20 protein-coding genes and 1 pseudogene are annotated in these 21490 nt (G+C 38.3%); 14 read left to right on the forward strand and 7 right to left on the reverse strand.

From position 1 onward, the window contains the following. Positions 1-66 precede the first annotated feature (66 nt). The 3 genes from ACH63V_RS02885 to htpG all read left to right on the forward strand — a co-directional run bounded on the left by ACH63V_RS02885 (position 67) and on the right by htpG (position 3207). The gene (locus tag ACH63V_RS02885) at positions 67-648 is read left to right on the forward strand and encodes an OmpW family protein (RefSeq protein WP_396462670.1); all 582 of its coding nucleotides are present in this window, start codon (positions 67-69) and stop codon (positions 646-648) included. Between the two features lie 183 nt (positions 649-831). Next, positions 832-1185: a lysozyme inhibitor LprI family protein gene (locus ACH63V_RS02890; protein WP_263612775.1), complete on the forward strand. Its 354-nt coding sequence runs from the start codon at positions 832-834 to the stop codon at positions 1183-1185. Positions 1186-1287: 102 nt separating this feature from the next. Next, positions 1288-3207, forward strand: coding sequence for a molecular chaperone HtpG (htpG, locus tag ACH63V_RS02895; protein WP_396462671.1), 1920 nt, complete (start codon positions 1288-1290; stop codon positions 3205-3207). Between the two features lie 85 nt (positions 3208-3292). On the opposite strand, the gene ACH63V_RS02900 is transcribed toward htpG, so the two are convergent. The 3 genes from ACH63V_RS02900 to ACH63V_RS02910 all read right to left on the reverse strand — a co-directional run bounded on the left by ACH63V_RS02900 (position 3293) and on the right by ACH63V_RS02910 (position 6520). After that, entirely contained in the window at positions 3293-4195 is a 903-nt protein-coding gene (locus ACH63V_RS02900) for a selenocysteine synthase (RefSeq protein WP_396462672.1), read from the reverse strand. A gap of 122 nt (positions 4196-4317) precedes the next feature. Beyond that, entirely contained in the window at positions 4318-5457 is a 1140-nt protein-coding gene (locus ACH63V_RS02905) for a hypothetical protein (protein ID WP_396462673.1), read from the reverse strand. Positions 5458-5809: 352 nt separating this feature from the next. Continuing rightward, the gene (locus tag ACH63V_RS02910; RefSeq protein WP_263612779.1) at positions 5810-6520 is read right to left on the reverse strand and encodes a DsbA family oxidoreductase; all 711 of its coding nucleotides are present in this window, start codon (positions 6518-6520) and stop codon (positions 5810-5812) included. A gap of 177 nt (positions 6521-6697) precedes the next feature. Here ACH63V_RS02910 and ACH63V_RS02915 point away from each other — a divergent pair, with 177 nt between their 5' ends. Further along, positions 6698-7456 carry a hypothetical protein gene (locus ACH63V_RS02915; protein ID WP_396462674.1) on the forward strand — a complete coding sequence of 253 codons (759 nt, stop codon included), beginning with the start codon at positions 6698-6700 and terminating at the stop codon, positions 7454-7456. 21 nt (positions 7457-7477) lie between these two features. On the opposite strand, the gene ACH63V_RS02920 is transcribed toward ACH63V_RS02915, so the two are convergent. Beyond that, positions 7478-7843: a MerR family transcriptional regulator gene (locus ACH63V_RS02920; protein WP_396462675.1), complete on the reverse strand. Its 366-nt coding sequence runs from the start codon at positions 7841-7843 to the stop codon at positions 7478-7480. 71 nt (positions 7844-7914) lie between these two features. Here ACH63V_RS02920 and ACH63V_RS02925 point away from each other — a divergent pair, with 71 nt between their 5' ends. Both ACH63V_RS02925 and ACH63V_RS02930 read left to right on the forward strand, forming a co-directional pair. Next, positions 7915-8562: an RBBP9/YdeN family alpha/beta hydrolase gene (locus tag ACH63V_RS02925; RefSeq protein ID WP_396462676.1), complete on the forward strand. Its 648-nt coding sequence runs from the start codon at positions 7915-7917 to the stop codon at positions 8560-8562. Positions 8563-8799: 237 nt separating this feature from the next. Continuing rightward, complete coding sequence (locus ACH63V_RS02930) at positions 8800-9291, forward strand: hypothetical protein (protein WP_396462677.1); 492 nt, start codon at positions 8800-8802, stop codon at positions 9289-9291. Positions 9292-9338: 47 nt separating this feature from the next. Here ACH63V_RS02930 and fadA read toward each other — a convergent pair whose 3' ends face one another. Then, entirely contained in the window at positions 9339-10511 is a 1173-nt protein-coding gene (gene fadA, locus ACH63V_RS02935; RefSeq protein WP_335864134.1) for an acetyl-CoA C-acyltransferase FadA, read from the reverse strand. Positions 10512-10523: 12 nt separating this feature from the next. After that, entirely contained in the window at positions 10524-12677 is a 2154-nt protein-coding gene (gene fadB, locus ACH63V_RS02940; protein WP_396462678.1) for a fatty acid oxidation complex subunit alpha FadB, read from the reverse strand. 572 nt (positions 12678-13249) lie between these two features. Here fadB and lpxO point away from each other — a divergent pair. From lpxO to ACH63V_RS02980, 8 genes and pseudogenes are all read left to right on the forward strand, one after another. Beyond that, the gene (gene lpxO / locus ACH63V_RS02945; RefSeq protein WP_004699120.1) at positions 13250-14164 is read left to right on the forward strand and encodes a lipid A hydroxylase LpxO; all 915 of its coding nucleotides are present in this window, start codon (positions 13250-13252) and stop codon (positions 14162-14164) included. 87 nt (positions 14165-14251) lie between these two features. After that, positions 14252-14378: pseudogene (locus ACH63V_RS02950) on the forward strand (hypothetical protein). Then, positions 14375-15418 carry a DUF1311 domain-containing protein gene (locus tag ACH63V_RS02955; protein WP_396462679.1) on the forward strand — a complete coding sequence of 348 codons (1044 nt, stop codon included), beginning with the start codon at positions 14375-14377 and terminating at the stop codon, positions 15416-15418. Before ACH63V_RS02950 ends, ACH63V_RS02955 begins: the two are co-directional and overlap by 4 nt. Before the next feature lie 227 nt (positions 15419-15645). Continuing rightward, entirely contained in the window at positions 15646-16176 is a 531-nt protein-coding gene (locus ACH63V_RS02960) for a CHAP domain-containing protein (protein WP_077162870.1), read from the forward strand. Between the two features lie 133 nt (positions 16177-16309). Next, positions 16310-18109 (forward strand): excinuclease ABC subunit UvrC, encoded by a 1800-nt coding sequence (uvrC, locus tag ACH63V_RS02965; protein ID WP_396462680.1) that lies wholly within the window; start codon positions 16310-16312, stop codon positions 18107-18109. 120 nt (positions 18110-18229) lie between these two features. Beyond that, on the forward strand, positions 18230-19024 hold the full coding sequence (locus ACH63V_RS02970; protein ID WP_396462681.1) for a thioesterase family protein: 795 nt from the start codon (positions 18230-18232) through the stop codon (positions 19022-19024). A gap of 118 nt (positions 19025-19142) precedes the next feature. Next, a complete protein-coding gene (gene pgsA / locus ACH63V_RS02975) occupies positions 19143-19730 on the forward strand; it encodes a CDP-diacylglycerol--glycerol-3-phosphate 3-phosphatidyltransferase (RefSeq protein WP_002156973.1) in 588 nt (195 codons plus the stop codon). Positions 19731-19898: 168 nt separating this feature from the next. Further along, a complete protein-coding gene (locus tag ACH63V_RS02980) occupies positions 19899-20510 on the forward strand; it encodes an alpha-ketoglutarate-dependent dioxygenase AlkB family protein (RefSeq protein WP_396462682.1) in 612 nt (203 codons plus the stop codon). A 194-nt stretch (positions 20511-20704) separates the two neighbouring features. Here ACH63V_RS02980 and ACH63V_RS02985 read toward each other — a convergent pair whose 3' ends face one another. After that, entirely contained in the window at positions 20705-21478 is a 774-nt protein-coding gene (locus tag ACH63V_RS02985) for an IclR family transcriptional regulator C-terminal domain-containing protein (RefSeq protein WP_263612792.1), read from the reverse strand. Positions 21479-21490: the final 12 nt, after the last annotated feature.

Raw genomic sequence — 21490 nt, forward strand, 5'->3', positions numbered from 1 at the left:
AATGGGTGTTGCATCAATTTAAAATAAATGGTTATTATAAATATAAATAAGGTTGGAGATATTAAAGTGTTCAAAAAAGCGTTGGTTATTGCATTAATGGGGATGTCTTCATTTACTTTTGCTGGTAATTGGCAAGTAAAATTTGGTGGTAGTGTTATTGCTCCATCAGAAGATACAACAACTGCTTTAGGTATAGTAAAGGCTGATAATGAATATGCATTTACACCATCAGTTGAATACTTTTTTGGCGAATCTCCTTTTTCGGCAGAATTATTATTAGCAACGCCAGTTAATCATGATGTTTTATTAGATGGTCAGAAAGTAGCGCGTATTAAACAATTGCCACCGACAATTACCGCGAAATATCATTTTAAAAACTCAACTCGTTTTACACCGTATATTGGTATCGGGGCGACAGCATTTATTCCTTGGGATGAACAAGGTGTTGCTGACAAAGTAAAAGAAGATTTTGGTGTAGCTGGTCAAGTTGGTTTTAACTTTCAACCTGCTGATGCAAAAAATTGGGGTGTATTTGTAGATGTTCGCTACGCGGATATTAGCCCAGAAGTTACTTTAACAAATGGTGCTAAATTCGACTTGGATATTAACCCGTTTGTTTACACTTTAGGTTATAGCTATAAATTTTAAGCATAATAATAAATAGAAAAAATATAATAACAAACCTAGACTCAGGCACCTCACATAGATTTTATGTGAGGTTTTTTATTTTATTTTTCTCACTAAAAAAAGCATAAAACAGACAGTTTTCTACATATTCTTTCACCCTTTATTTTTAAACTATTTTTTATATATCTTTAAAGGAATAACCTCATGAATAGAAAATTCGCCATAGGCTTAGCACTTTTAAGTGGTATGGCTTTTACTCATAGTGTGCAGGCAGCTAGTTTCTCTTGCGATGCAGCAAAAACCAAGACGGAAGTAAGCATTTGTAAAAACCGTTCTTTAAATGATGCAGATGTCAAAATGGCAACGACTTATCAAATTGTTTTACATGCTTTGCCAATGGGTGGTCGTGATAATCAAAAAGATACGCAGCAGCAGTGGTTGAAAAAAAGAAATGCTTGCGCAGCTAATGTAAGTTGTATTTCCAAAGCTTATCAACAGAGGCAACAACAGTTAGATTCTATCTTACAAGATAGGGTATTAAGTCACGGTCCATTTTAGTTAAAGAAAAATTTTTTAATATTCAGGATTGAAAAATTCTAGAAGTACTCCATTCATAAAGCATTCGAGAACAAACAAACTTCAAAATTTAAGGAGTGATTTATGAGTGAACAAGCATCACAAAATTATAGTTTCCAAGCAGAAGTAGCACAGCTTTTACATTTAGTGACGCATTCTCTCTATTCGAACCCTGAAATTTTCTTGCGTGAGCTTATTTCGAATGCATCAGATGCATGTGATAAGTTGCGTTTCGAAGGAATTAATCATCCTGAATATTATGAAAATGATCCGGACTTACATGTACGAATCAGCTTAAATAAAGAAGATAAAACGTTAACGATTTCTGATAACGGTATTGGTTTAAGCCAACAAGAAGCAATTGATAACTTAGGTACCATTGCAAAATCTGGTACTAAAGACTTCATGTCAAAATTGACGGGTGACCAGAAAGCGGATGCTCAGTTGATTGGTCAGTTTGGTGTTGGTTTCTACTCAGGTTTTATTGTTGCCGATAAAATTACGGTGGAATCACGCCGCGCAGGTGTAGATGCTTCTGAAGGGGTGCGTTGGATTAGTGGCGGTACAGGCGAGTTTGAAGTTCAGCAAATTGATAAAGCTTCACGTGGTACTGACATTATTCTTCACTTGCGTGATGACGCGCTTGATTATTTAGAATCTTATAAAGTTAAGCAGATCGTTAATAAATATTCTGACCACATTAGCTTGCCAATTGAAATGCAAAAAGAAGTTTGGCAAGAAGAGGAAGTCGCTGAAGGTGAAGAACCTAAAGGTGGCCAAATGGTCAAAACTGACGAATGGGAAGCGATTAACTCTGCAAGTGCTTTATGGACACGTAACAAGAGTGAAGTGACTGAAGAGCAATATGTTGAGTTCTATAAAAACTTAACGCATGACTTCGAAGCACCACTGGCTTGGGCGCATAACCGTGTAGAAGGTAGTACGGAATATACCCAGTTACTTTATATTCCAAGTAAAGCACCTCATGACATTTTTACACGTGAAGCAAAAGCGGGAATTAAGCTGTATGTAAAACGCGTATTCATTATGGATGATGCGGATAATTTAATTCCAAACTATTTACGCTTTGTACAAGGTGTCGTGGACAGCGCCGATTTACCGCTTAATGTGAGCCGTGAGTTGTTGCAAGAAAGCCGTGACGTTAAGACAATTCGTGAAGGTAACGCACGCCGTGTACTCACTTTGCTTGATGGCTTGGCTAAATCAGAAGATGAAAAAGACCAAGAAAAATTCAAGACGTTCTACACTGAGTTTGGTTCAGTGCTTAAAGAAGGCTTGGGTGAAGACTTCGGTAATCGCGAGCGTATTTTAAAATTATTACGTTATGCAACTTCAACAAATGATGAAGTGGTAACTTCTTTTGCAGACTATAAAGCGCGCATGAAAGAAGGCCAAAAAGCCATTTATTACGTTACTGCTGACAGCTTAGCTGCTGCTAAAAACTCTCCACAGCTAGAGTTGTTTAAGAAAAAAGGCATTGAAGTATTGTTAATGGCAGAGCGTGTTGATGAGTGGGCAATGAACTTTGTTCATGAGTTTGACGGTACGCCATTGAAGAATGTATCTAAAGGCGCTGTTGATTTAGGTGACTTGCAAGATGCAGAAGAGAAAAAGGCACTTGAGCAAGCGGCTGAACAGTTTAAGCCTGTGGTTGAGAAATTAAGTGACTCGTTGAAGGCTAAAACTAAAGAAGTACGTGTAACCACCCGTTTGGTAGATTCTCCTGCGTGTTTAGTAACAAGTGAAGGTGAGTTATCTCCTCAACTGATTCGTATGCTGAAACAAGCGGGGCAAGCTGTACCTGAAATCAAGCCAATTTTAGAAATTAACCCTGAGCATCCTTTAGTGAAAAAACTTGAAGGTTCAGAACAGTTTGATGATTTGGCAAACGTGATTTTTGATCAGGCTGTGATTGCAGAAGGTGGTTTACCAGAAGACCCAGCAGCTTATGTGAAGCGTATTAATAGCCTATTGTTGAAATAATTTTTCGATATAAAAAAAGCCTCTGAACTGTCAGGGGCTTTTTTGTGGATAAAGAAAGAGTTATCCACAACTTAATGATTTTTGGTTAAAAATTAGCTTCCAGATTCATTTGTACACTAAGTTGATGCTTAGGGTCATCATCAATATGATTAAAAAAATTAAGATCATTTTGCATAAAAATCCAATCTCGCCATATAGGCTGACGCCATGAAAGATAGGGGCCCCAACTATTTACCCGCATGTCATTTTTGGTATATACGCCACCACTATAAATACCGTAAGTCAGACTATTGTCTTTTACAAACTCAAATTGTTGAAAAGTCCAATTACCCCAGTTGTATTCTTCATTTTCACTCTTATTCACATTAAATTTGTTAGCGAATAGGGTGTTGTCTTGCATTTTCTGTGTTAAGTTGAGCGTTGTTTCCGTATAGTTTCGGCTGGTTGAACCGTAGCGAAAGACCTGTTCGGTATCTATGCTTATGTTATGTCTTAAATTCCATTTTTTCTTGGCAAGAAATTGTACGTAAACATCACTGTCTGAATTTGAGCCTAAATCAAGATTATTTTCAAATGGCATCCATGTTGAAATCGTATCCCAGCCTGCGGTAAGTGGATTACTAACCGAAATATGGGGTGTTGAAGCTTTCTTCTTTTTCTTACCTAAGGTTTTATAAGGGTGCTTGGGCTGAGTTGCACGGCTCCATAACGTATCATTTCCAAACACCGCCATCAGGTCCTGAATAAGTGCGGCATCTGAATCATTATTTGTTTCTGCTTCACAGGGTGAAGGCGAAAAAGAGAGTATGTGACTATTATTTCTTATGAATAGGGTGGACGAATGTAGAGATCGTCTTGTAGAGCGTTGATGCTTGAAAGAAGTAGAGAAAAGTTGCGTATGAGGGATTAAAACCAGCATACCTAAACTATAAATACAAAGTAAGGCTTTAGATTTATATTCGAATGAAAAAGAAGAGAATTGATTCATTTTTCTGAAAATCAGGAATCAAAAGTTAGCTCAGTATTGTAAGGGAAAAAGCTTAAATTTTTATTTAAAAGTATTTTATTTTTCACCACCTTGGAGGCAACCTCCAAGGTGGTCCGTAGCAATTAGAACAGCGCTTCTAAACGCAAGAAAGTACTCACGAAATGATTACGATCTTCACGGTGGTCATTAAAGTAATTGACGTCGCCTTGTACAAAGAACCATTCACGTAAAAGAGGTTGGCGCCATGAGACAAATGGTCCCCAACTATTTAAACGTAAATCGTTACTATTGTAATAACCGCCGGTATAAATACCGTAGTTAAAACGGTTGTTTGCAAAGAAACTATGTTCACGGAAAAGTCGGTTCTCCCATGTTAAATCATCGTCTTGATCATCGGCATACGTTAAGCTGAACTGATTTGATAATATTGGCTGATTTGGACGAGCATGGGTGAGTTCTAGGTTAGTACGTAAATAATTTTCGCTATGAATACCATATCGATAAATTTCTTCTGCATAAAATTTAAAGTCATTACGGAGTTGCCAATCTCTTGATGCTTTTAAACGGACATACACGTCGTCTCCAGAGCGTATACCCAAGTCGGCATCTGTTTCAAACGGCAATTTTTTAGAGAAATTTGACCATCGTAACGCGATTGAACTATTGTCATCTCGTGTGCGTTTAGCATCAATTTTCTTGTTTGAATCTTGATTTGGATTCTGGTTGATATTGGCCGGACTGTTATTAAATTCATTATCTAATGAGTCATCACCAAATACCACGCTCAAACGTTTCTCTAGTGTAGGAAGCTTGATCTTACCGCGAATTCTGGGCTTTATTTCAAAGTTATCGTACTCATTCCAATAGTTATCAACCATCACACGGATCGTTGCTGTTGCTGGTTTTTGAGGGTCGACTTCACCAAACCAGTTGTCAATTTTTTCAGATGTATGATCGGCCCAATTGCGGATTTTCTTTTGCTTGCGATCAAACCAAGTCTGGTCTTCGGTTTGCTCGGTGGGTGGAACAATCGGTTGATTGGACTGTTCCGGAAAAATCGTTGGGGTGGCATCAATCCACCTTGGAATCTGGTCTAAAAGATTTTCATCTTTATTTTCTTCGGTTTGTACTCCAGATGACGAACCTTTGACTTGCTGAGTTGAAGAAGAGTTTACTTCTGCATGAGCCATGCATACTGAACCAAATCCTAAAGTTACAAGTGCGAAAAGCTGCCGATACGTAATAACGTGAAATGTTTTCATATCTATCTTTTATGTTTTGTTGTTATTGTCACTTTTGTTGATTTTTCTAATAAAATCAAGAGGACGACACAAAAGTTAAGTAAATTTAACTTTTCTTACATATTTGAAATAAGTTAAAAAGTTTAAGCTATTAGCGAGAATTTTTAAGCAAAAAAAATCCCCCAAACTAGGGGGATTTTAGATCAAGGAAACTTCAAATTCCGATCATTAAACACATAAAAAACAGAACATTACAGCGCGAATATTCTAAGCCGCAATCATAAACACATTTTAAACAATTGAATAGTTCTTTTTTTAGAACGCTCTATTGCTAAAACGGTGATAAAACATACGATTTGTTCACACTTTACAATTAAGACTGTTTATCTTGTGGAATATCACATGTTTCATCATTACAAACAGCTGCGTCATCTTGCTCGATTTCTTCAGCATTTGCTTTCAGTTGTGCTTGCTCTAACACTTGTAAAAACACTTCACGAGGCTGTGCACCTGCAAGCGCAATTCTTTGATCAAATACAAAGAATGGTACGCCAGTTACATTGAGCTGCTCGTGCGCAATTTTCTCGTCATGACGAACGAAGTCAGCCAATTCATTCGTATCGAGTACATATTCAACTTCGGCATTATCAAGGCCAATACGAGAAGCAATTTCCTCTACGACTTCACGTTCACCAATCGCTAAACCTTCAGTCATATAAGCATGGAAAAAGGCTTCTTTTGCTTGATTACCTAAACCTTTACTTTGGGCAAGGTGAATAATACGGTGAGCGTTAAAGCTATTGCCTGAGTTGGCTTTTTGCCATTGGAAGTCGATACCTTCAGAGGCAGCCATGGCCGCAATGTTGCGCTCCATTTCTTCCATCTCTTCATAGGTACGGCCATATTTTTTCGCTAAACGCTCAGTATTTGAAGTGTCATGTGTTGCTGGCGCATTCGGATCTAATTCGAAACTATGCCAATGAATATCAAGTTCAATACCAGCTTCAGCCGCGACATGTTCAAGGCGTTTTTTACCGATGTAACAGAAAGGACAAACTACATCAGACCAGACATCAACACGCATGGGAGAATCTCATAAATTTTAATTACTCATCATAATAGGGATGATGTGCAAGGATTTAAAGCATTGAATAGCGAATAGAGTGTTGCGTATTATGAAATAAATGACATATAAAGAAGAAAGAGCTCTATTTTATAACTATAAAGAGCAAAACTATAAGAATGGAAATAGGAGGTGTGTATGCGCCGAATTTTGATTGCAATTGCAGGTCTGGTGGTGATTGCAGGTATTGTCTTTTTTTCCTATCAACATATCAAACAGCAACAAGCTAAAGACAGTAGCGAAATGTTCGATGTCGTAATGAATGAAAAAATGAGTGAACTTTATGAACAGGCTCAAGATTGGTCTAAACCTGTACAACTCGATATTCATGATAAACGGCTTGCAGGACACTATAAGCAAGTCTCAGAGTTTCTTTTAAGTTATTGGGTTCAAAACGTAAATGCCCGCAATGAATATTTAAGAGAACTAAAAGCTGCAAAGTGGGATACTTTTTTAAATGTTGACCGTTTGGACCTTGATAAAAAACAAAAATATGCCGAAACAGAAAAGATGTTGGCGGATGTTCGGAAAGCTTCAGATAAGTATCAGTCTGAATATGAATCGATTCATAAGACCTTTCTCGCTAAAATTCAGGAATTATCTGTTGATGCAGATACGAGACAACTTCTTGAAATGAAATTGGGAACTCAGCAAAAGGCTGATCAAGACCATACGATTTTTATGATTGAGCTACAAATTTTAGATGACGCAGAGGAAATGTTTAAACTTCTAAAAAACTATTCGTGGCAAAAGAAAGATCATATGATCCTTTTTCATGAAAATGCTCAAGTTAAAAAATTTAACGAGCTTTACCAACATGTCTTAAAGCTTAATGCAAAAATTGAAAGTATTAAGAAAAAGAACGTGGCTGCTTTAGAAAATGAGCTAGAAGAATAATTATAGCATGAGCATCAACTACTATGTATTGGTGCTCTCAGCTTTGCCTTTTACCAAGAAAGATTGTAATAAACTTTGAGAAGTTTGTAGTTTGTTTAACTGCTCAGATACATGCATCAGTTCTGTTTGTAGCTTTTCTTGAACAATAGGGCAGAGCGTAAATATCCTTTCATCTAAATCAAAACACGGTAATAACACTTGGATATCTTTTAGCGTCATACCAGCATCATTTAATATTTTAATTTTTCTAATATTTTCAATATCTTTTTGCGTATAGCTGCGATAGTTATTGCTTGCACGATGTGGTTGTATTAGCCCTAAACTTTCATAATAACGCAGCATACGTGGACTAACTTTTGTAAGCTCGGCGACTTTAGCGAGGTTCATAAAATAGGCTTGACCTTAACAGTGGTGTCATAGTTTAGCATGCTTTTATCTTTCAAAATGGTACTTGTTCAATGATCAGAAAACTCATTTTATTGGTGTTATTCGGATCGATGTCATTTGTTGCAAATGCCAAAACATTGGAACTTCAGGAGAAGAACATGCGTCAAATATTTGTACTTCATGGTTATTCAGCTTCTATAAATGATCACTGGTTCTTGGATCTAAAACATCAAATAGAAGATGAACATACGGCTGTGACCTTAATACCATTTCCAGATTCTGAGCATCCCGATGTAGATGCTTGGCAGAAGGTACTAGATGAACAGATTCCTAACGTTAATGAAAATACCTATTTTGTGGCACATAGTTTGGGTGTGATTACTTTGCTGCACTTTTTGCAAAGACATGGTTATCAACATATTGGAGGAATGATTTTAGTATCTGGATTCTCTGGACCAATTGCAGATTCTTCACCTCTCACAGCTTATATAACAAAGAGCAAAATCGACACCAATTACTTTAAGGGTATAAGTAAAAAGCTGGTGTATTTGTCTGATAATGATGATCTGGTTCCACCAAAACTAACAGTTCAATTGGCTAAGGATATTGATGCACCGTACATTACAGTTCCTAATGGCGGGCATTTTTTAGGTAGGGAAGGTTATACGACATTTCCGCAATTAGTCGATTCTTTAAAAGAAATGTTAGAGAATAAATAAAATCTATAAAATAAAAACCACCCTATAAATAGTTATAACTCATTTATAGGGTGGTTTTTCTATTCAGCTTTTTATTAAAAAAATCCCTTACTATTACATTAAAAATTTTAATTATATTTACCGTTTATCCGAGCTTTACTGAATCAAAAAGTAGTTTGTTGTAGCCTATTTATAGAGACCTTTGTTTGAATCTTCATCTTTTAATTGAAATAGGGTGACTGATTTTTGGAGCTAGTTATGAACTTTCTAAAACAATCAGCTTTGATTGCTGCATTTGCTTTTATGGGTTTGCCAACTGTTCAGGCAGAAGAGGTAACGACTTTACCCACTATTCGAGTTATGGCTGAATCTGAGTTACGTGACGAAGTGGGCTTTGTACCGTTTCAAGAAGATAAGAAGGTACGCCAAGCACTACAACACCATGAATATAAAATACATAACAATATACAGAATGCTTTAGTCCCTGAAGGTATGACGACCGTAGATTATCAGCCAGTTATGGCGCAGCCTGATCTCTCACAACTGTCTCCATTTTTACGAGAATATATTTTGGCAGTAGCGGGTGGAATCCAATCTTCTGACCCAACCAATGGTATTTTTGAAATCTTAAAGCCGCTGAATATTAACCGAAGTAATGTTGATGCTTATCGTGATGGTACGATGAAAGTAAATCTTAATGACATTATAAATTTACAGCAGCAAATTCAAGATGGTTTAAAAGGCCGATAAAATAAAAATCCCCGCATTGAGCGGGGATTTTTTTATCTTGGTGTTAATTAAACACGTTCGATAATCGTTGCAATACCTTGACCAAGGCCAATACACATAGTCGCAAGACCAATTTGAGTATCTTGTTGTTCCATTACGTTTAACAACGTAGTGGTGATACGCGCACCAGAACAGCCTAGTGGGTGACCCAAAGCAATCGCACCACCATTTAAGTTAATGATGTCTTGCTTGTCATAAACGCCTAAGCCTTTCATTACTGACAAGCCTTGAGCAGCAAATGCTTCGTTTAATTCGATAGTTTGAATATCAGCCATCGTTAAGCCAGCACGCTTAAGTGCTTTTTGAGTTGCTGGAACTGGACCATAACCCATGATTGCAGCATCACAACCTGCAACTGCCATAGAGCGAATTACAGCACGTGGTTTTAAACCTAATGCTTGAGCACGTTCAGCAGACATAAGCAACATTGCAGAAGCACCGTCAGAAAGAGCAGAAGAAGTTGCTGCTGTTACTGAACCACCTTTAGGGTCAAATACAGGTTTTAATGCTTTGAATGCTTCGAGGTTTGCATCTGGACGAATCACTTCGTCGATGTCGCAAAGGATTTTGAAACCATTTGCATCGTGGCCTTCAACACCAACGATTTCATTTTTGAAACGACCTTCCTGAGTTGCAGCCCAAGCACGGCGGTGAGATTCAACACCGAATGCATCTTGTTCTTCACGAGTAATGCCGTTCATGCGACCTAACATTTCAGCCGTTAAGCCCATCATGTTAGATGCTTTTGCATAGTGTTTAGATGCTTCTGGGTTAAGGTCGATGCCGTGCATCATACCTACGTGGCCCATATGCTCTACACCACCAATAATGAAAATATCACCTTGGTTAGTCGCAATTTGTGCAGCAGCAGTATGAAGCGCTTGCATAGATGAACCACAAAGACGGTTCACTGTTTGACCAGCAACAGTTTTAGGCAAGTCAGCCAATAAACCGATGTTACGGCCAATGTTCATACCTTGTTCTAGAGTCTGGTTTACACAGCCCCAGATCAGGTCTTCAACTTCATTTACATCAAACTGGTTACGGGCAACGAGCGCACGAACCAATTCAGCAGATAAACTGTCGGCACGTACATTACGGAACATACCGTTTTTAGATTTGCCCATGGCAGAACGAACGCCATCAACAATCACAACGTCACGTGGATTTAAAGTAGCCATTCACGTCGCTCCTTAACCGTAGAATTTTTTGTTGTTAGCAGCCATGTCGCGCAACATTTGCGGCGCTTCATAAGCCTTACCTAAGTGTGCATATTTGTCGCAAAGCGCAACATATTCAGCAACACCTGTTTGGTCGATGTAACGGCATGGACCACCACGGAATGGAGGGAAACCTACACCCATAATCATCGCCATGTCTGCTTCAGATGCAGTTGCTACAATCTTGTCTTCTAAGCAACGAACTGTTTCGTTACAGAAAGCAAGCATCATACGGTCAATGATTTCTTGGTTATCAAATTCGCGTTTTTCGCTAGTGACGAACGGTGCAATCACTTCATACGCTGTTGGATCAACAGTTTTTGCTTTCTTGCCTTTCTTGTCGAGTTCGTATTTGTAGAAACCTACGTCATTCTTTTGACCAAGACGCTTCGCTTCATACATTGCTTGGATTGCGCCTTTGTAGTCTGGCTTCATACGGTCAGGGAAACCTTCCGCCATCACTTCAGCACCATGTACACCTGTGTCGATACCTACAACGTCGATGAGGTAAGCAGGACCCATTGGCCAACCAAACTTAGACATTACATTGTCAATTTGCTGGAAATCTGCGCCGTCTTTTACAAGAAGGTCAAATGCACCGAAGTAAGGGAACAATACACGGTTAACCAAGAACCCTGGGCAGTCATTTACAACGATTGGTGTTTTACCCATTTTTTGAGCAAGAACGACTGTTGTTGCAATTGCTTCTTCAGAAGTTTTTTCACCACGAATAACTTCTACAAGCGGCATCATGTGAACTGGGTTGAAGAAGTGCATACCAACGAAGTTTTCAGGACGTTGTAATGCTTTTGCCAAACGTGTAATTGAAATTGTAGAAGTGTTAGAAGCAATGATCGTGTTTTCACGAACATTTTTCTCAGTTTCTGCAAGTACGATTTCTTTAACTTTTGGATTTTCAGTTACTGCTTCGATCACGATATCAACTTCTTTAAACTCATCGTAGCTTAAAGTAGGACGGATACGAGCAAGCGTTTCACCCATTTGCGCAGGTTTCATTTTCTTGCGTTCAACTTGTTTAGTTAACAAGCTGTTTGCTTCTGACATACCTAGTGCAAGTTGTGGGTTACCAATATCCTTCATGATAATTGGTGTGCCTTTGCTTGCCGCTTGGTAAGCAATACCGCCACCCATAATACCAGCGCCAAGTACAGCCGCTTGATTTACAGGGTGAGCACCTTTTTCATGTTGTTTAGATGCTTTTTTCACAACTTGGTCATTGATGAATAAACCAATCAATGCACCAGCTTGTGGAGTAATTGCTGCTTTAGCAAAGCCTTCAGCTTCAACTTTTAAAGCTTCATCACGTGCAAGGCTTGCACCCGCTTGTAATGAATCAAGTAATAATTTTGGAGCAGGGTATTGAGCTGGGTTTGCTTTAGCAAGTACAGCACCTTTTGCTGTGTTGAACGCCATCATTTGTTCAAGCGGGTTCAATTTTACAGCGTCAAGTTTTTCTTGGCGTTTTGCTTTCCAGTTTAAACGACCAGAAATCGCTTGCTTAACCAAGTCAGTTGCAGCATCAAGTAATTTGTCCGCAGCGACAACCGCATCTACAGCACCATCTTTAAGCGCAGCAGCCGGTTTTTTAGGAGCAGCCATTGCCATCCATTCAACCGCGTTATCGATACCAATAACTCGGCTTAAACGAACACTACCACCGAAACCAGGATAAATACCAAGTTTGATTTCTGGTAAGCCCACTTGTGCAGCTTCTGACATCACGCGATAGTCACACACTAAACACATTTCAAAACCGCCACCCAAAGCCATGCCATTAATAGCAGCAACTTTTGGAAGATCTAAATCTTCAAAGCTATTGAAGATTTCGTGAACAGGCATAAGCCAGTCAACAATCGCTTTTTCGCCTTGTGCGAAGTTTTCACCAAATTCAGTAATATCTGCACCAACAATAAATGTAGATTTACCAGAAGTTACAACTAAGCCTTTAATATCGTTATTGGCTTTTACAGCCGCGATAGCAGCTTTGAAATCTTCAATTGTTGCACGGTTAAATTTATTGACCGACTCACCTTGTAAGTCAAAGCGGAATTCTGCAATTCCGTCCGCAAGCATTTGGACGGTAATGGCATTGCCAGCGTGGATCATGCCTGATCTCCTTAGTTTTGGAGGATTTCTAAGTTGATGTTATGAAGCGTGTGTACAGCTCCGGTACACATTTATGCTTCGCTAATCTTACGATAACTATATCTAAAAAGAACCCGACAAGTTGTATCAAGCCGTGACGCAAGGGTCATCTTATTTTTTATTGAATTCATACCACTTAAATGCATAAAGAAAATCATATACATAGAGAGCGTATAAAGGCTTTTGTTTTAGTTTAAGTTTTTATTTATGAGAGACTTGAGTCATGAATTTTCTATATGAAAAATGGCATTTATAAAAAATTAATTTCTTGTCAAAAAAGTCAATTGCTTAGTAATACTGCTTAAAAAACTGAGCTATAAATTCACTAAACTTGGGCTATTTATATCTATAAAAAATAAGTTATGTTTTATATTTTAAGGGGATTGATACATCTAAATAGGTTCTTTAATTTTTTGCATTCGCTTTTTATAAGTCAATTTTGTTAAAATTTGCGCCAGTTAAATATTCTTCTGGTTACTATTACCTTCGAAAATTAAGGTAATGTTGCCCTAAACTTTTGAAAGAGTAGCAATATGATTAAGTGGATCGTATTAGCGATTTTTGTAATATCTGCATTGTATATCCAACATCGCGGCAAAGTGCGTCACTCGTTTTATCGTCAATTTTTTGACCATTCAACCTTGCTCGCACCGATTAACTTTTTAATGTACATCTTTTCAAAGGTACCGAATCAGCCTTATATCGATACTCAACACTTTAAAGATTTAAAAGTGTTAGATGAAAATTGGGAAATGATTCGAGATGAAGCGAAAGCTTTATATGACCAAGGCGGGATTAAAGCTTCGAGTACCTATAACGACTTAGGTTTCAACTCTTTCTTTAAAACAGGATGGAAACGTTTTTACCTGAAATGGTACGAGTCAAGCCATCCTTCGGCTGCTGAGCTTTGCCCAAAAACGACAGCTTTACTGAAAACACTACCGACCATTAAAGCGGCAATGTTTACCGAACTTGCTCCTGACAGCCGTTTGGTTAGACACCGTGACCCGTATGCAGGTTCACTTCGTTATCACTTGGGTTTAATTACACCAAATGATGATCGCTGTTTTATTGACGTTGATGGTGAAAGATACTCTTGGCGTGACGGTCAAAGCGTTGTGTTTGATGAAACGTATATTCACTATGCTGAAAATAAGACCGATCAAAACCGTATCATTTTCTTCGCGGACGTTGAGCGTCCGATGAAAGTGAAATGGATGGAACGTTTTAATCATTGGTTTGGCCGTAATGTGATGACTGCAGCAAGTTCACCGAATGAAACAGGTGACCAAACTGGCGGTTTAAATAAAGCTTTTGGTTATGTGTACCAAATTCGTATTAAAGCCAAAGCATTAAAAGCTAAAAACCGTAAATTATATTACTTCTTAAAATGGTTCCTCATGCTTGGAATTTTCTTCCTGATTTTTGTACGACCATATGTATTTTAATTAAAACGCCCGAAAGGGCGTTTTTTTATTGTGATTATTTAAATAATTTAGATTTATTTTTATGCATTTAAAACGATGATTATTAGCGTGGGGAGTATTTTATTTAAAATTTTAGGTGAATTTTATATTAATTATTGGGATCATAATGCGACTGGTAAATATATGCCTTTCTTGTACTTAATAAATTTTAAAAATTTGCGTGGAATATAAATGAATACGGTGATGAAACAAGCTTTAGTAATAACTACATTCAGTGCAGCAGTAATATTAACTGGATGTGGTAAATCTAAGCCAGAGCCAAAATCAAAAACAGAAAAAGTTGAGGCAATTTCGGATTGGAGCTGTACGCATCCTGACAATTTAAATCAGATTCAAACCTCTTTGAAAAAAGAATATTTGAAGCAAATCGAACGTAGCTTAAGACAAAGTCAATATCAGGTTGATGCTGATATTCTTAATAAAATTAATCAAGGTTTGAAGTTTGAAATTAAAAATATTCGCACTTTACCGTTAGAAGATGAAAGCCAAAAAAATACACAACTCAGCTGTGAAAGCCAGTTAGTTGTTTCATTTCCTAAAGGTTTACAAAAACGTGCGGAAAAAGCATATGTTGAAGAACTGCGTCACTCTAATGAAGAATCGCAAACGCTTAATGACTATTTTTCGGATAATGAATCATCTTTGACTCTTGAAAATGACCAATTGAAAGGTGAATTTTTCTATAACATTACAAAAACAGATAAAGAGGGGTTGGTGTTTGACTTGCCAAGTCAAAACACTGTGATTGAAGGATTGGTTTTTGTTGCTACTAAAGCTGTGCAATATGCTGCTTATGTTAAAGAAAATGAGTTGATTGACGAAAATATTGAAGAAAATCGACAAATATCTGAACAAAATAATGAAGAGCAGACTGCTTTGGCTCAAGAAGCCATGGATGTTCGTAAAAAAGAATTGGATAGCGACAAAGTGAAGCAAGTGGAACGCTTAAATCAGACTTGGGATAAATTGAGCGCTGAGAAAAAAACTCAATTTAAACAAGATCAATCGGATTGGTTTAAAAAACGTGATGTTGAATGTAAAGTACTGGCACAAAAAAGTGTGGAAGAAATTCCCGAAAAGGACTTAGAAACTTACCAAAAGCAATCCGATTATTGGACTGCTGATATGCGTAAACAAAATCAAGAGATGCAATATACTCAGTGCTTTATTCAAAAAACTGCAGAGCGAACAGTTTATTTAAATAATTTAAACTAATCTGAAACCCTCTATAAGTGCTTGGTCAATCGTGTTGAAATAGATGGGATTGACCAATCTTTAGTAAGCTCGAAAGGGATTTTTTATAGAATAAATTCGATAAATTGTTTTTGTGACTCATTTCACAGTGCTGGCAATTTGTTACAACTATTAAAAGCCAACGCATAATTTTGATTCTACAATTGCTCCGTTTTTTCGAAGACTGGTTAGCGGAAGTAGGTTTCAAAATGGCTCATGCTCATCACGTAGCTCATGCACATGTTCACCACATTAAATTGAGAAAAGAAGAAAGTTCTCAGGGTGACTTAAAAACGAAAGCGATGTTAAACAAAGCTTCGGCTGAGACTAAAAAGCATAGCCGATCAACTTCTAAAAGACATAAAGTAGAAGACCAAAATATCGATCTGCATAAGTTCTCAAGCAAACTTGAGAGCATGTCAGCAAAGCACAGTAAAGAAAAATGCGCCAAGAATATCCGTATTGCTTTACAAGCTGCAGGTGCAGATGTTTCAAAGCATCCAGTAGCTGCATCTGACTGGGGGCATACTCTAGAAAAGAACGGCTATAAGAAAATCAAACCAGCATTCAACCGTCCTCAAGAAGGCGATATTTATATTATTGAACGTACCAGTGGCCATACCTACGGACATATTGCTGGCTATACGGGCAATGGCTGGTTCTCAGATTTTCGTCAAAAAACCTATGCGGTGTATAAAGAAAAAGACGTGAAATATAGTTACTATCGTCTCGATTCTTAAAGATGTACGACACACTTTGTCGGTCTACTTTGTCATCCCTTGTCAAATTTAGGTTCTGGCACAGTAAAGCACTTGAAAAGTAAGGATGAAAACATCACATTAGGTATTCAGTATTAAGCCATGCATGCCAATAGTGAATCAAAACGCTCGTCCTCATATTGAAAAAATTTTAGCCCATATGACCCAGCTTCCAGGCGTTTATAAAATGCTAGGGAAAGAGGGTGAATTGTTATATGTGGGCAAAGCGAAAAACCTAAAAAATCGGGTATCGAGTTATTTTGTCAAAACCATTGAGCATCCGAAAACTCAGGCTTTAGTTGCACGAATTTATGATATTGAAACGCTTGTCACGCGTTCAGAAACTGAAGCGCTGCTTTTAGAACAAAACTTAATTAAACAACATCGTCCGCCTTATAACATCATGTTGCGAGACGACAAGTCATACGTCTATATCTTTGTTTCCGCAGATAAGCCATATCCGCGAATTGCCAGTGGACGTGGTAAAGGTAAGCACCAAATTGGCAAATTCTTTGGACCTTATCCAAGTGCTTATAGTGCCCGAGACACCTTACTGGTTTTACAAAAACTTTTTAATGTCCGTCAGTGTGAAAATAGTTACTTCTCACAGCGCAAGCGTCCATGTTTGCAATATCAAATCAAGCGTTGCTCGGCTCCGTGTGTAGGCTTGGTCTCACCAGAAGATTACAAAGAAGATGTGAATAACAGTATTCGATTCTTACAAGGTGACACCAAAGAATTAAACCAAGAGCTGATTGCGAAAATGGAGCAGGCAGCGGCGGATCTTGAATTTGAAAAAGCTGTTTTTTATAGGGATCGGTTATCTTTACTCCGTGAAGTCCAAGCGCAACAAGCTGTTTTCAAAGTAAAAGGTGAAGCTGACATTTTGGCAATTGCCTATCAGGCTGGCGTGACATGTGTGCAGATTATGCATGTACGTAACGGACGTATGTTGGGAGGTAAAAGCTATTTCCCTGACATGTTAGGTGATGACCTTGGTCAAATGCTAAGTGACTTTATGGCAAACTTTTACTTTCAGGTTGCCGATGAAGTACCAAGTGAACTGATTGTAAATACTGCCTTACCTGATCGTAAAGAGTTGGAAGAAGCCTTAGCACAGCAGTTTGGAAAGAAAGTCCAGATTAAGAGCAGTGTACGAGAAACACGTGCTGAATGGTTAGAACTTGCCGAAATGAATGTTCAACATGCGATTAAAGGGCAGTTGAGTAACCACTTAGAACTCAATGAGCGTTTCCACCAGCTTGAGCAGGTGGTTGGCCGTCCAATTGATCGTATCGAATGTTTTGATATTAGTCATACCATGGGTGAAGCACCGATCGCATCATGCGTAGTGTTCGACCAAGGCGGTGCACGTAAACGGGACTACCGACAGTTTGCCATTCAAGATATTACCGCGGGCGATGATTATGCTGCGATGCGACAAGCTTTAACGCGTCGTTATAAAAAGGCGATGCTGCCTGACTTGCTTTTAATTGATGGTGGTAAAGGCCAGCTTCATATGGCAATGGAAGTTATGCAAGAGCTTGGACTTGAGGCTTTTATGATTGGTGTATCAAAGGGTGAAGGACGTAAACCGGGACTTGAAACGCTTCATTTTACTGATGGTACAAAAATTCAGTTGCCTGAAGATAATAAGGCTCTACATTTGATTCAACAGGTGCGTGATGAAGCTCACCGTTTTGCCATTACCAAACACCGAGCTAAGCGTGATAAACGCCGTAGTACCTCAGTTTTAGAAGCAATTCCGGGCTTAGGGCCTAAACGCCGTCGAGATTTATTAACACATTTTGGTGGGATTCAAGGCGTGTTAAAAGCATCGGAAAAAGAGTTGACTGTGGTACCGGGATTAGGTGAAGTGATGGCAAGAACGATTTATAAAATTTTGCATGAGTAGCCACGTATTTAAAATTTGAGTGACAAAAGCGCTCGTAAATTAATAGCTGAATGATCATTCACATGATGGTCAAAATAATGAAAGATACTTCCTAATCACGCACATGACTTAGGGATATGCATGTCATTATTACAGCTATTTGAAGATGTAAAACAAAATGAATGGATTGATATACCCGCAGGGTGGTTACAGGGTCGAACGGTTTTTGGCGGCCTTGTTGCTGGGCTATTAATGCAAAAAGCATACTCCCACATTCAAGATTCAAATAAAAGATTATTAAGTTGTAATGTTACTTTTGTGGGCCCTGTACAGCAAGGTTCTGCCCGATTGACTACTGAAATTTTAAGAGAAGGGAAGTCAGTCACTACGCTTGAGACACGTTTATGGCAAGATGGTGCAGTACAAACCATTTTGGTCGCAAGTTTTGGGGCATCTCGTGTATCGAGTATTGAGGTAAAACAAGAACCTGTTGCTCCTACATATGTGCAACCTGAAAATTTATCTGTTATTCCTTTTGCCAAACATATGCCTGAATGCTTTCAGCATTTCGAAGTGTGTTGGGCTGATGGTAATTATCCAGTGACAGCAAGTGAGCATCCGGACTTTGGTGGCTGGTCAAGGTTCTCACCAGAGCAACATGAAAATCGTCAACTAACATTGCCTGATTTGATTGTTTTGATGGATATTTGGCCGCCGGGTGTTTTGCCCATGTTTAAGCAAGTTGCGCCTGCAAGTTCTTTAACGTGGCATATTACTTATATGAACCCAGTCCAGCATCAATTGTGTGACTGGTTTAAATATAAAGTTGTCACAGAACATGCAGCTGAGGGTTATTCCACAGAATATGCATATCTTTGGGACCAAAGTGATCATTTAATTGCAATTTTGCGGCAAACTGTTACGGTATTTACCTAAGCAATCTACTTTCTCGATTCACATATTTCGTATAAAGTGGCTGTTACAGATAGATACAATATTGAAGTATGTGTCTTTGTCTGTTAAAAGATGCGTGAAGACTAAATTGGCGGTGTTTATGACCACAGGGCGAATCCTGAATATCCCAAATATCCTAACTTTGGCGCGTATCGCGCTTATTCCTGTATTTTTGGTGATTGCATATTGGCCGCCTGCAATAGGTATTGGTGAGCACGTAGGAAGTATGACTCGTCATATTATCTTGACTGCAATTTTTGTGCTGGCTGCCGTAACCGATTGGTTTGATGGTTATCTAGCACGAACGTTAAACCAGACTTCAGCATTTGGCCGATTCCTAGACCCGGTTGCAGATAAACTGATGGTCGCAGCTGCACTTATTGTTCTAGTGCAGTGGAAACCTACCATTGCGATGGCTTTTGCTGCAATTGTTATTATTTCACGGGAAATTACTGTTTCTGCTTTACGTGAGTGGATGGCAGAACTTGGTGCGCGAACCAGTGTAGCAGTGTCAACTGTAGGTAAATATAAAACCGCATTTCAAATGATTGCGATTAGTGTATTCCTACTGAATTGGCAGCCTTTAGAAATGCTGGCTTATGCTTTGTTATATACGGCTGTCATTCTGACTTTGTGGTCAATGTTTATTTATTTAAAAGCCGCGTGGCCATATCTAAAGCAGCCATAAAACCAAATAAGATTCTAAAAAGCCTTTCCTTGAGAAAGGCTTTTTTATTGCAAAGTGCCAGAATAGAGTGACTCACATAATCAGTATGGTTAATAAATACCATTGGCAAAAAGGGTGTAAACTGGCATTGTTAGCTTGAGAAATGGCTAAATAGCAAGGGGAGATTGCATGACACTAGATTTATTTTCTCCAGAACCTTGTACAAATTTATTACCATATGATGGCGAAGTTCAGGACTACGGATGTATTTTAAGTGCCGAAGAAGCCGAGCAATATTTTCATTATTTTTACCAACATCTGGCGTGGCGACATGATGAAGCGAAGTTATACGGCAAGCACTTTATTACTCCCCGCAAAGTTGCTTGGTATGGTGACGAGCATTATCGGTATAAATATTCTGGTGTTTTTCGTGATTCTTTACCGTGGGACAGAGCACTTGCCAAATTAAAACAGCAAGTAGAGCAGATACTTTCAGAAAAATTTAATTCTTGCTTAGCCAATCTTTATGAAGACGGAACTCAAGGGATGGCTTGGCATAGTGACTCGGATGTATCTTTAGCCAGAACAACTACTATTGCTTCTTTAAGTTTTGGAGCAACGCGAAAGTTCTCTTTTAGGCATATTCAAAGCAAAGAAAAAGTTGAAATGTGGTTACAGCCAGGTCAACTCATTGTGATGCGCGGTGAGACTCAACAATATTGGCAACACCGTTTAAATCGTTCGACAAAAATTTTACAGCCACGTATTAATCTGACTTTTCGTCAGTTCAAGTTTTCATAAGTTTTTGCTAAAAATTAAGCAAGAAAAAAGCCCATGATGGCAGCATGAGCTTATTCCTCTGAGGGAGAGCCTTCTATTGATGAGCTGCTGATGAAAAGAATCATCAATAGGTGCTAAAATCATAATATGAGAATATTTAGATATTTTCAATGCTCTAAAGTGTAAGAAAACTTTAAATTATCAAAAATATTATTTTAGATCTCACCTTTTTCTGAAAGTTCCATAAAACGCTGCTCAATCAATCCAGCATTTTCTTGCAAAATTTCAATCAGTTTTTGAATATTTAAAAAGTCAAAACGGTTCTTGGATGCCACTAGCGTTAATGCTAAAGGAACTTCTTTACTCGAAAAACGAACGGGTACGGCAAGGCCTGAAACATTAGGGTCAATCTCACCTTGTGAGAAATAGAAGCCTTGTTTCTTTATTTTACGCATGCGTTGAATAAAGCTTGGTTCGTCTAGAGCAAACCCTGACTGCGACAGTTCATGTTTAAAACGTTCATAGTAGTCATGCATGCGCTGTTTACTTAAATGTGACACCATTGTTTTTGGTGATGCACCGACATAAATCGGGCGCGGACAGCCTCGGCCATACGAAAGTAATTCAGTATCTTTAAAAATCTCATGATGAATATCAATGCAGTAGTCATCATTTAAATAGGTGAGTAAACAGCAAAGTTCAGTACGCTCTACAATATTGCGCATAAACGGCGTACTGATTTGGACCAATGGGTCTGTTGTTCTTGATACATAGTCAAGAACTGCTATTTTTGAGCCTAAAGTGTAATCGCCAGAAGTACCATTAATACGTTTTAATAAGTCGGCTGATACGAGTTCTTTTAGATAACGGTAGCTGGTCGGTTTAGACAAGCCAAGTTCTTCGCAAATAATATCGACATTAATCACTGGTCGTGAAACTGAAAATAAATCCAGTACGGTTAAAATTTTGCCAAAACTTGAAATTGCCATGATGTCTTATTC

Origin of the sequence: Acinetobacter sp. ABJ-A23_2 (assembly GCF_044538765.1) — a bacterium.
Classification (GTDB): domain Bacteria; phylum Pseudomonadota; class Gammaproteobacteria; order Pseudomonadales; family Moraxellaceae; genus Acinetobacter; species Acinetobacter nosocomialis_A.

Excerpts from the sequence above, each read along its gene's own strand:
- htpG (WP_396462671.1), top strand. The coding sequence starts at position 1,288 with ATGAGTGAACAAGCATCACAAAATTATAGTTTCCAAGCAGAAGTAGCA.
- ACH63V_RS02905 (WP_396462673.1), bottom strand. The coding sequence starts at position 5,457 with ATGAAAACATTTCACGTTATTACGTATCGGCAGCTTTTCGCACTTGTA.
- ACH63V_RS02915 (WP_396462674.1), top strand. The coding sequence starts at position 6,698 with ATGCGCCGAATTTTGATTGCAATTGCAGGTCTGGTGGTGATTGCAGGT.
- ACH63V_RS02980 (WP_396462682.1), top strand. The coding sequence starts at position 19,899 with ATGACACTAGATTTATTTTCTCCAGAACCTTGTACAAATTTATTACCA.
- ACH63V_RS02955 (WP_396462679.1), top strand. The coding sequence starts at position 14,375 with ATGAATACGGTGATGAAACAAGCTTTAGTAATAACTACATTCAGTGCA.
- ACH63V_RS02910 (WP_263612779.1), bottom strand. The coding sequence starts at position 6,520 with ATGCGTGTTGATGTCTGGTCTGATGTAGTTTGTCCTTTCTGTTACATC.
- pgsA (WP_002156973.1), top strand. The coding sequence starts at position 19,143 with ATGACCACAGGGCGAATCCTGAATATCCCAAATATCCTAACTTTGGCG.
- fadA (WP_335864134.1), bottom strand. The coding sequence starts at position 10,511 with ATGGCTACTTTAAATCCACGTGACGTTGTGATTGTTGATGGCGTTCGT.
- ACH63V_RS02970 (WP_396462681.1), top strand. The coding sequence starts at position 18,230 with ATGTCATTATTACAGCTATTTGAAGATGTAAAACAAAATGAATGGATT.
- fadB (WP_396462678.1), bottom strand. The coding sequence starts at position 12,677 with ATGATCCACGCTGGCAATGCCATTACCGTCCAAATGCTTGCGGACGGA.
- ACH63V_RS02985 (WP_263612792.1), bottom strand. The coding sequence starts at position 21,478 with ATGGCAATTTCAAGTTTTGGCAAAATTTTAACCGTACTGGATTTATTT.
- ACH63V_RS02890 (WP_263612775.1), top strand. The coding sequence starts at position 832 with ATGAATAGAAAATTCGCCATAGGCTTAGCACTTTTAAGTGGTATGGCT.
- ACH63V_RS02930 (WP_396462677.1), top strand. The coding sequence starts at position 8,800 with ATGAACTTTCTAAAACAATCAGCTTTGATTGCTGCATTTGCTTTTATG.
- ACH63V_RS02900 (WP_396462672.1), bottom strand. The coding sequence starts at position 4,195 with ATGAATCAATTCTCTTCTTTTTCATTCGAATATAAATCTAAAGCCTTA.
- ACH63V_RS02920 (WP_396462675.1), bottom strand. The coding sequence starts at position 7,843 with ATGAACCTCGCTAAAGTCGCCGAGCTTACAAAAGTTAGTCCACGTATG.
- ACH63V_RS02925 (WP_396462676.1), top strand. The coding sequence starts at position 7,915 with ATGATCAGAAAACTCATTTTATTGGTGTTATTCGGATCGATGTCATTT.
- ACH63V_RS02960 (WP_077162870.1), top strand. The coding sequence starts at position 15,646 with ATGGCTCATGCTCATCACGTAGCTCATGCACATGTTCACCACATTAAA.
- lpxO (WP_004699120.1), top strand. The coding sequence starts at position 13,250 with ATGATTAAGTGGATCGTATTAGCGATTTTTGTAATATCTGCATTGTAT.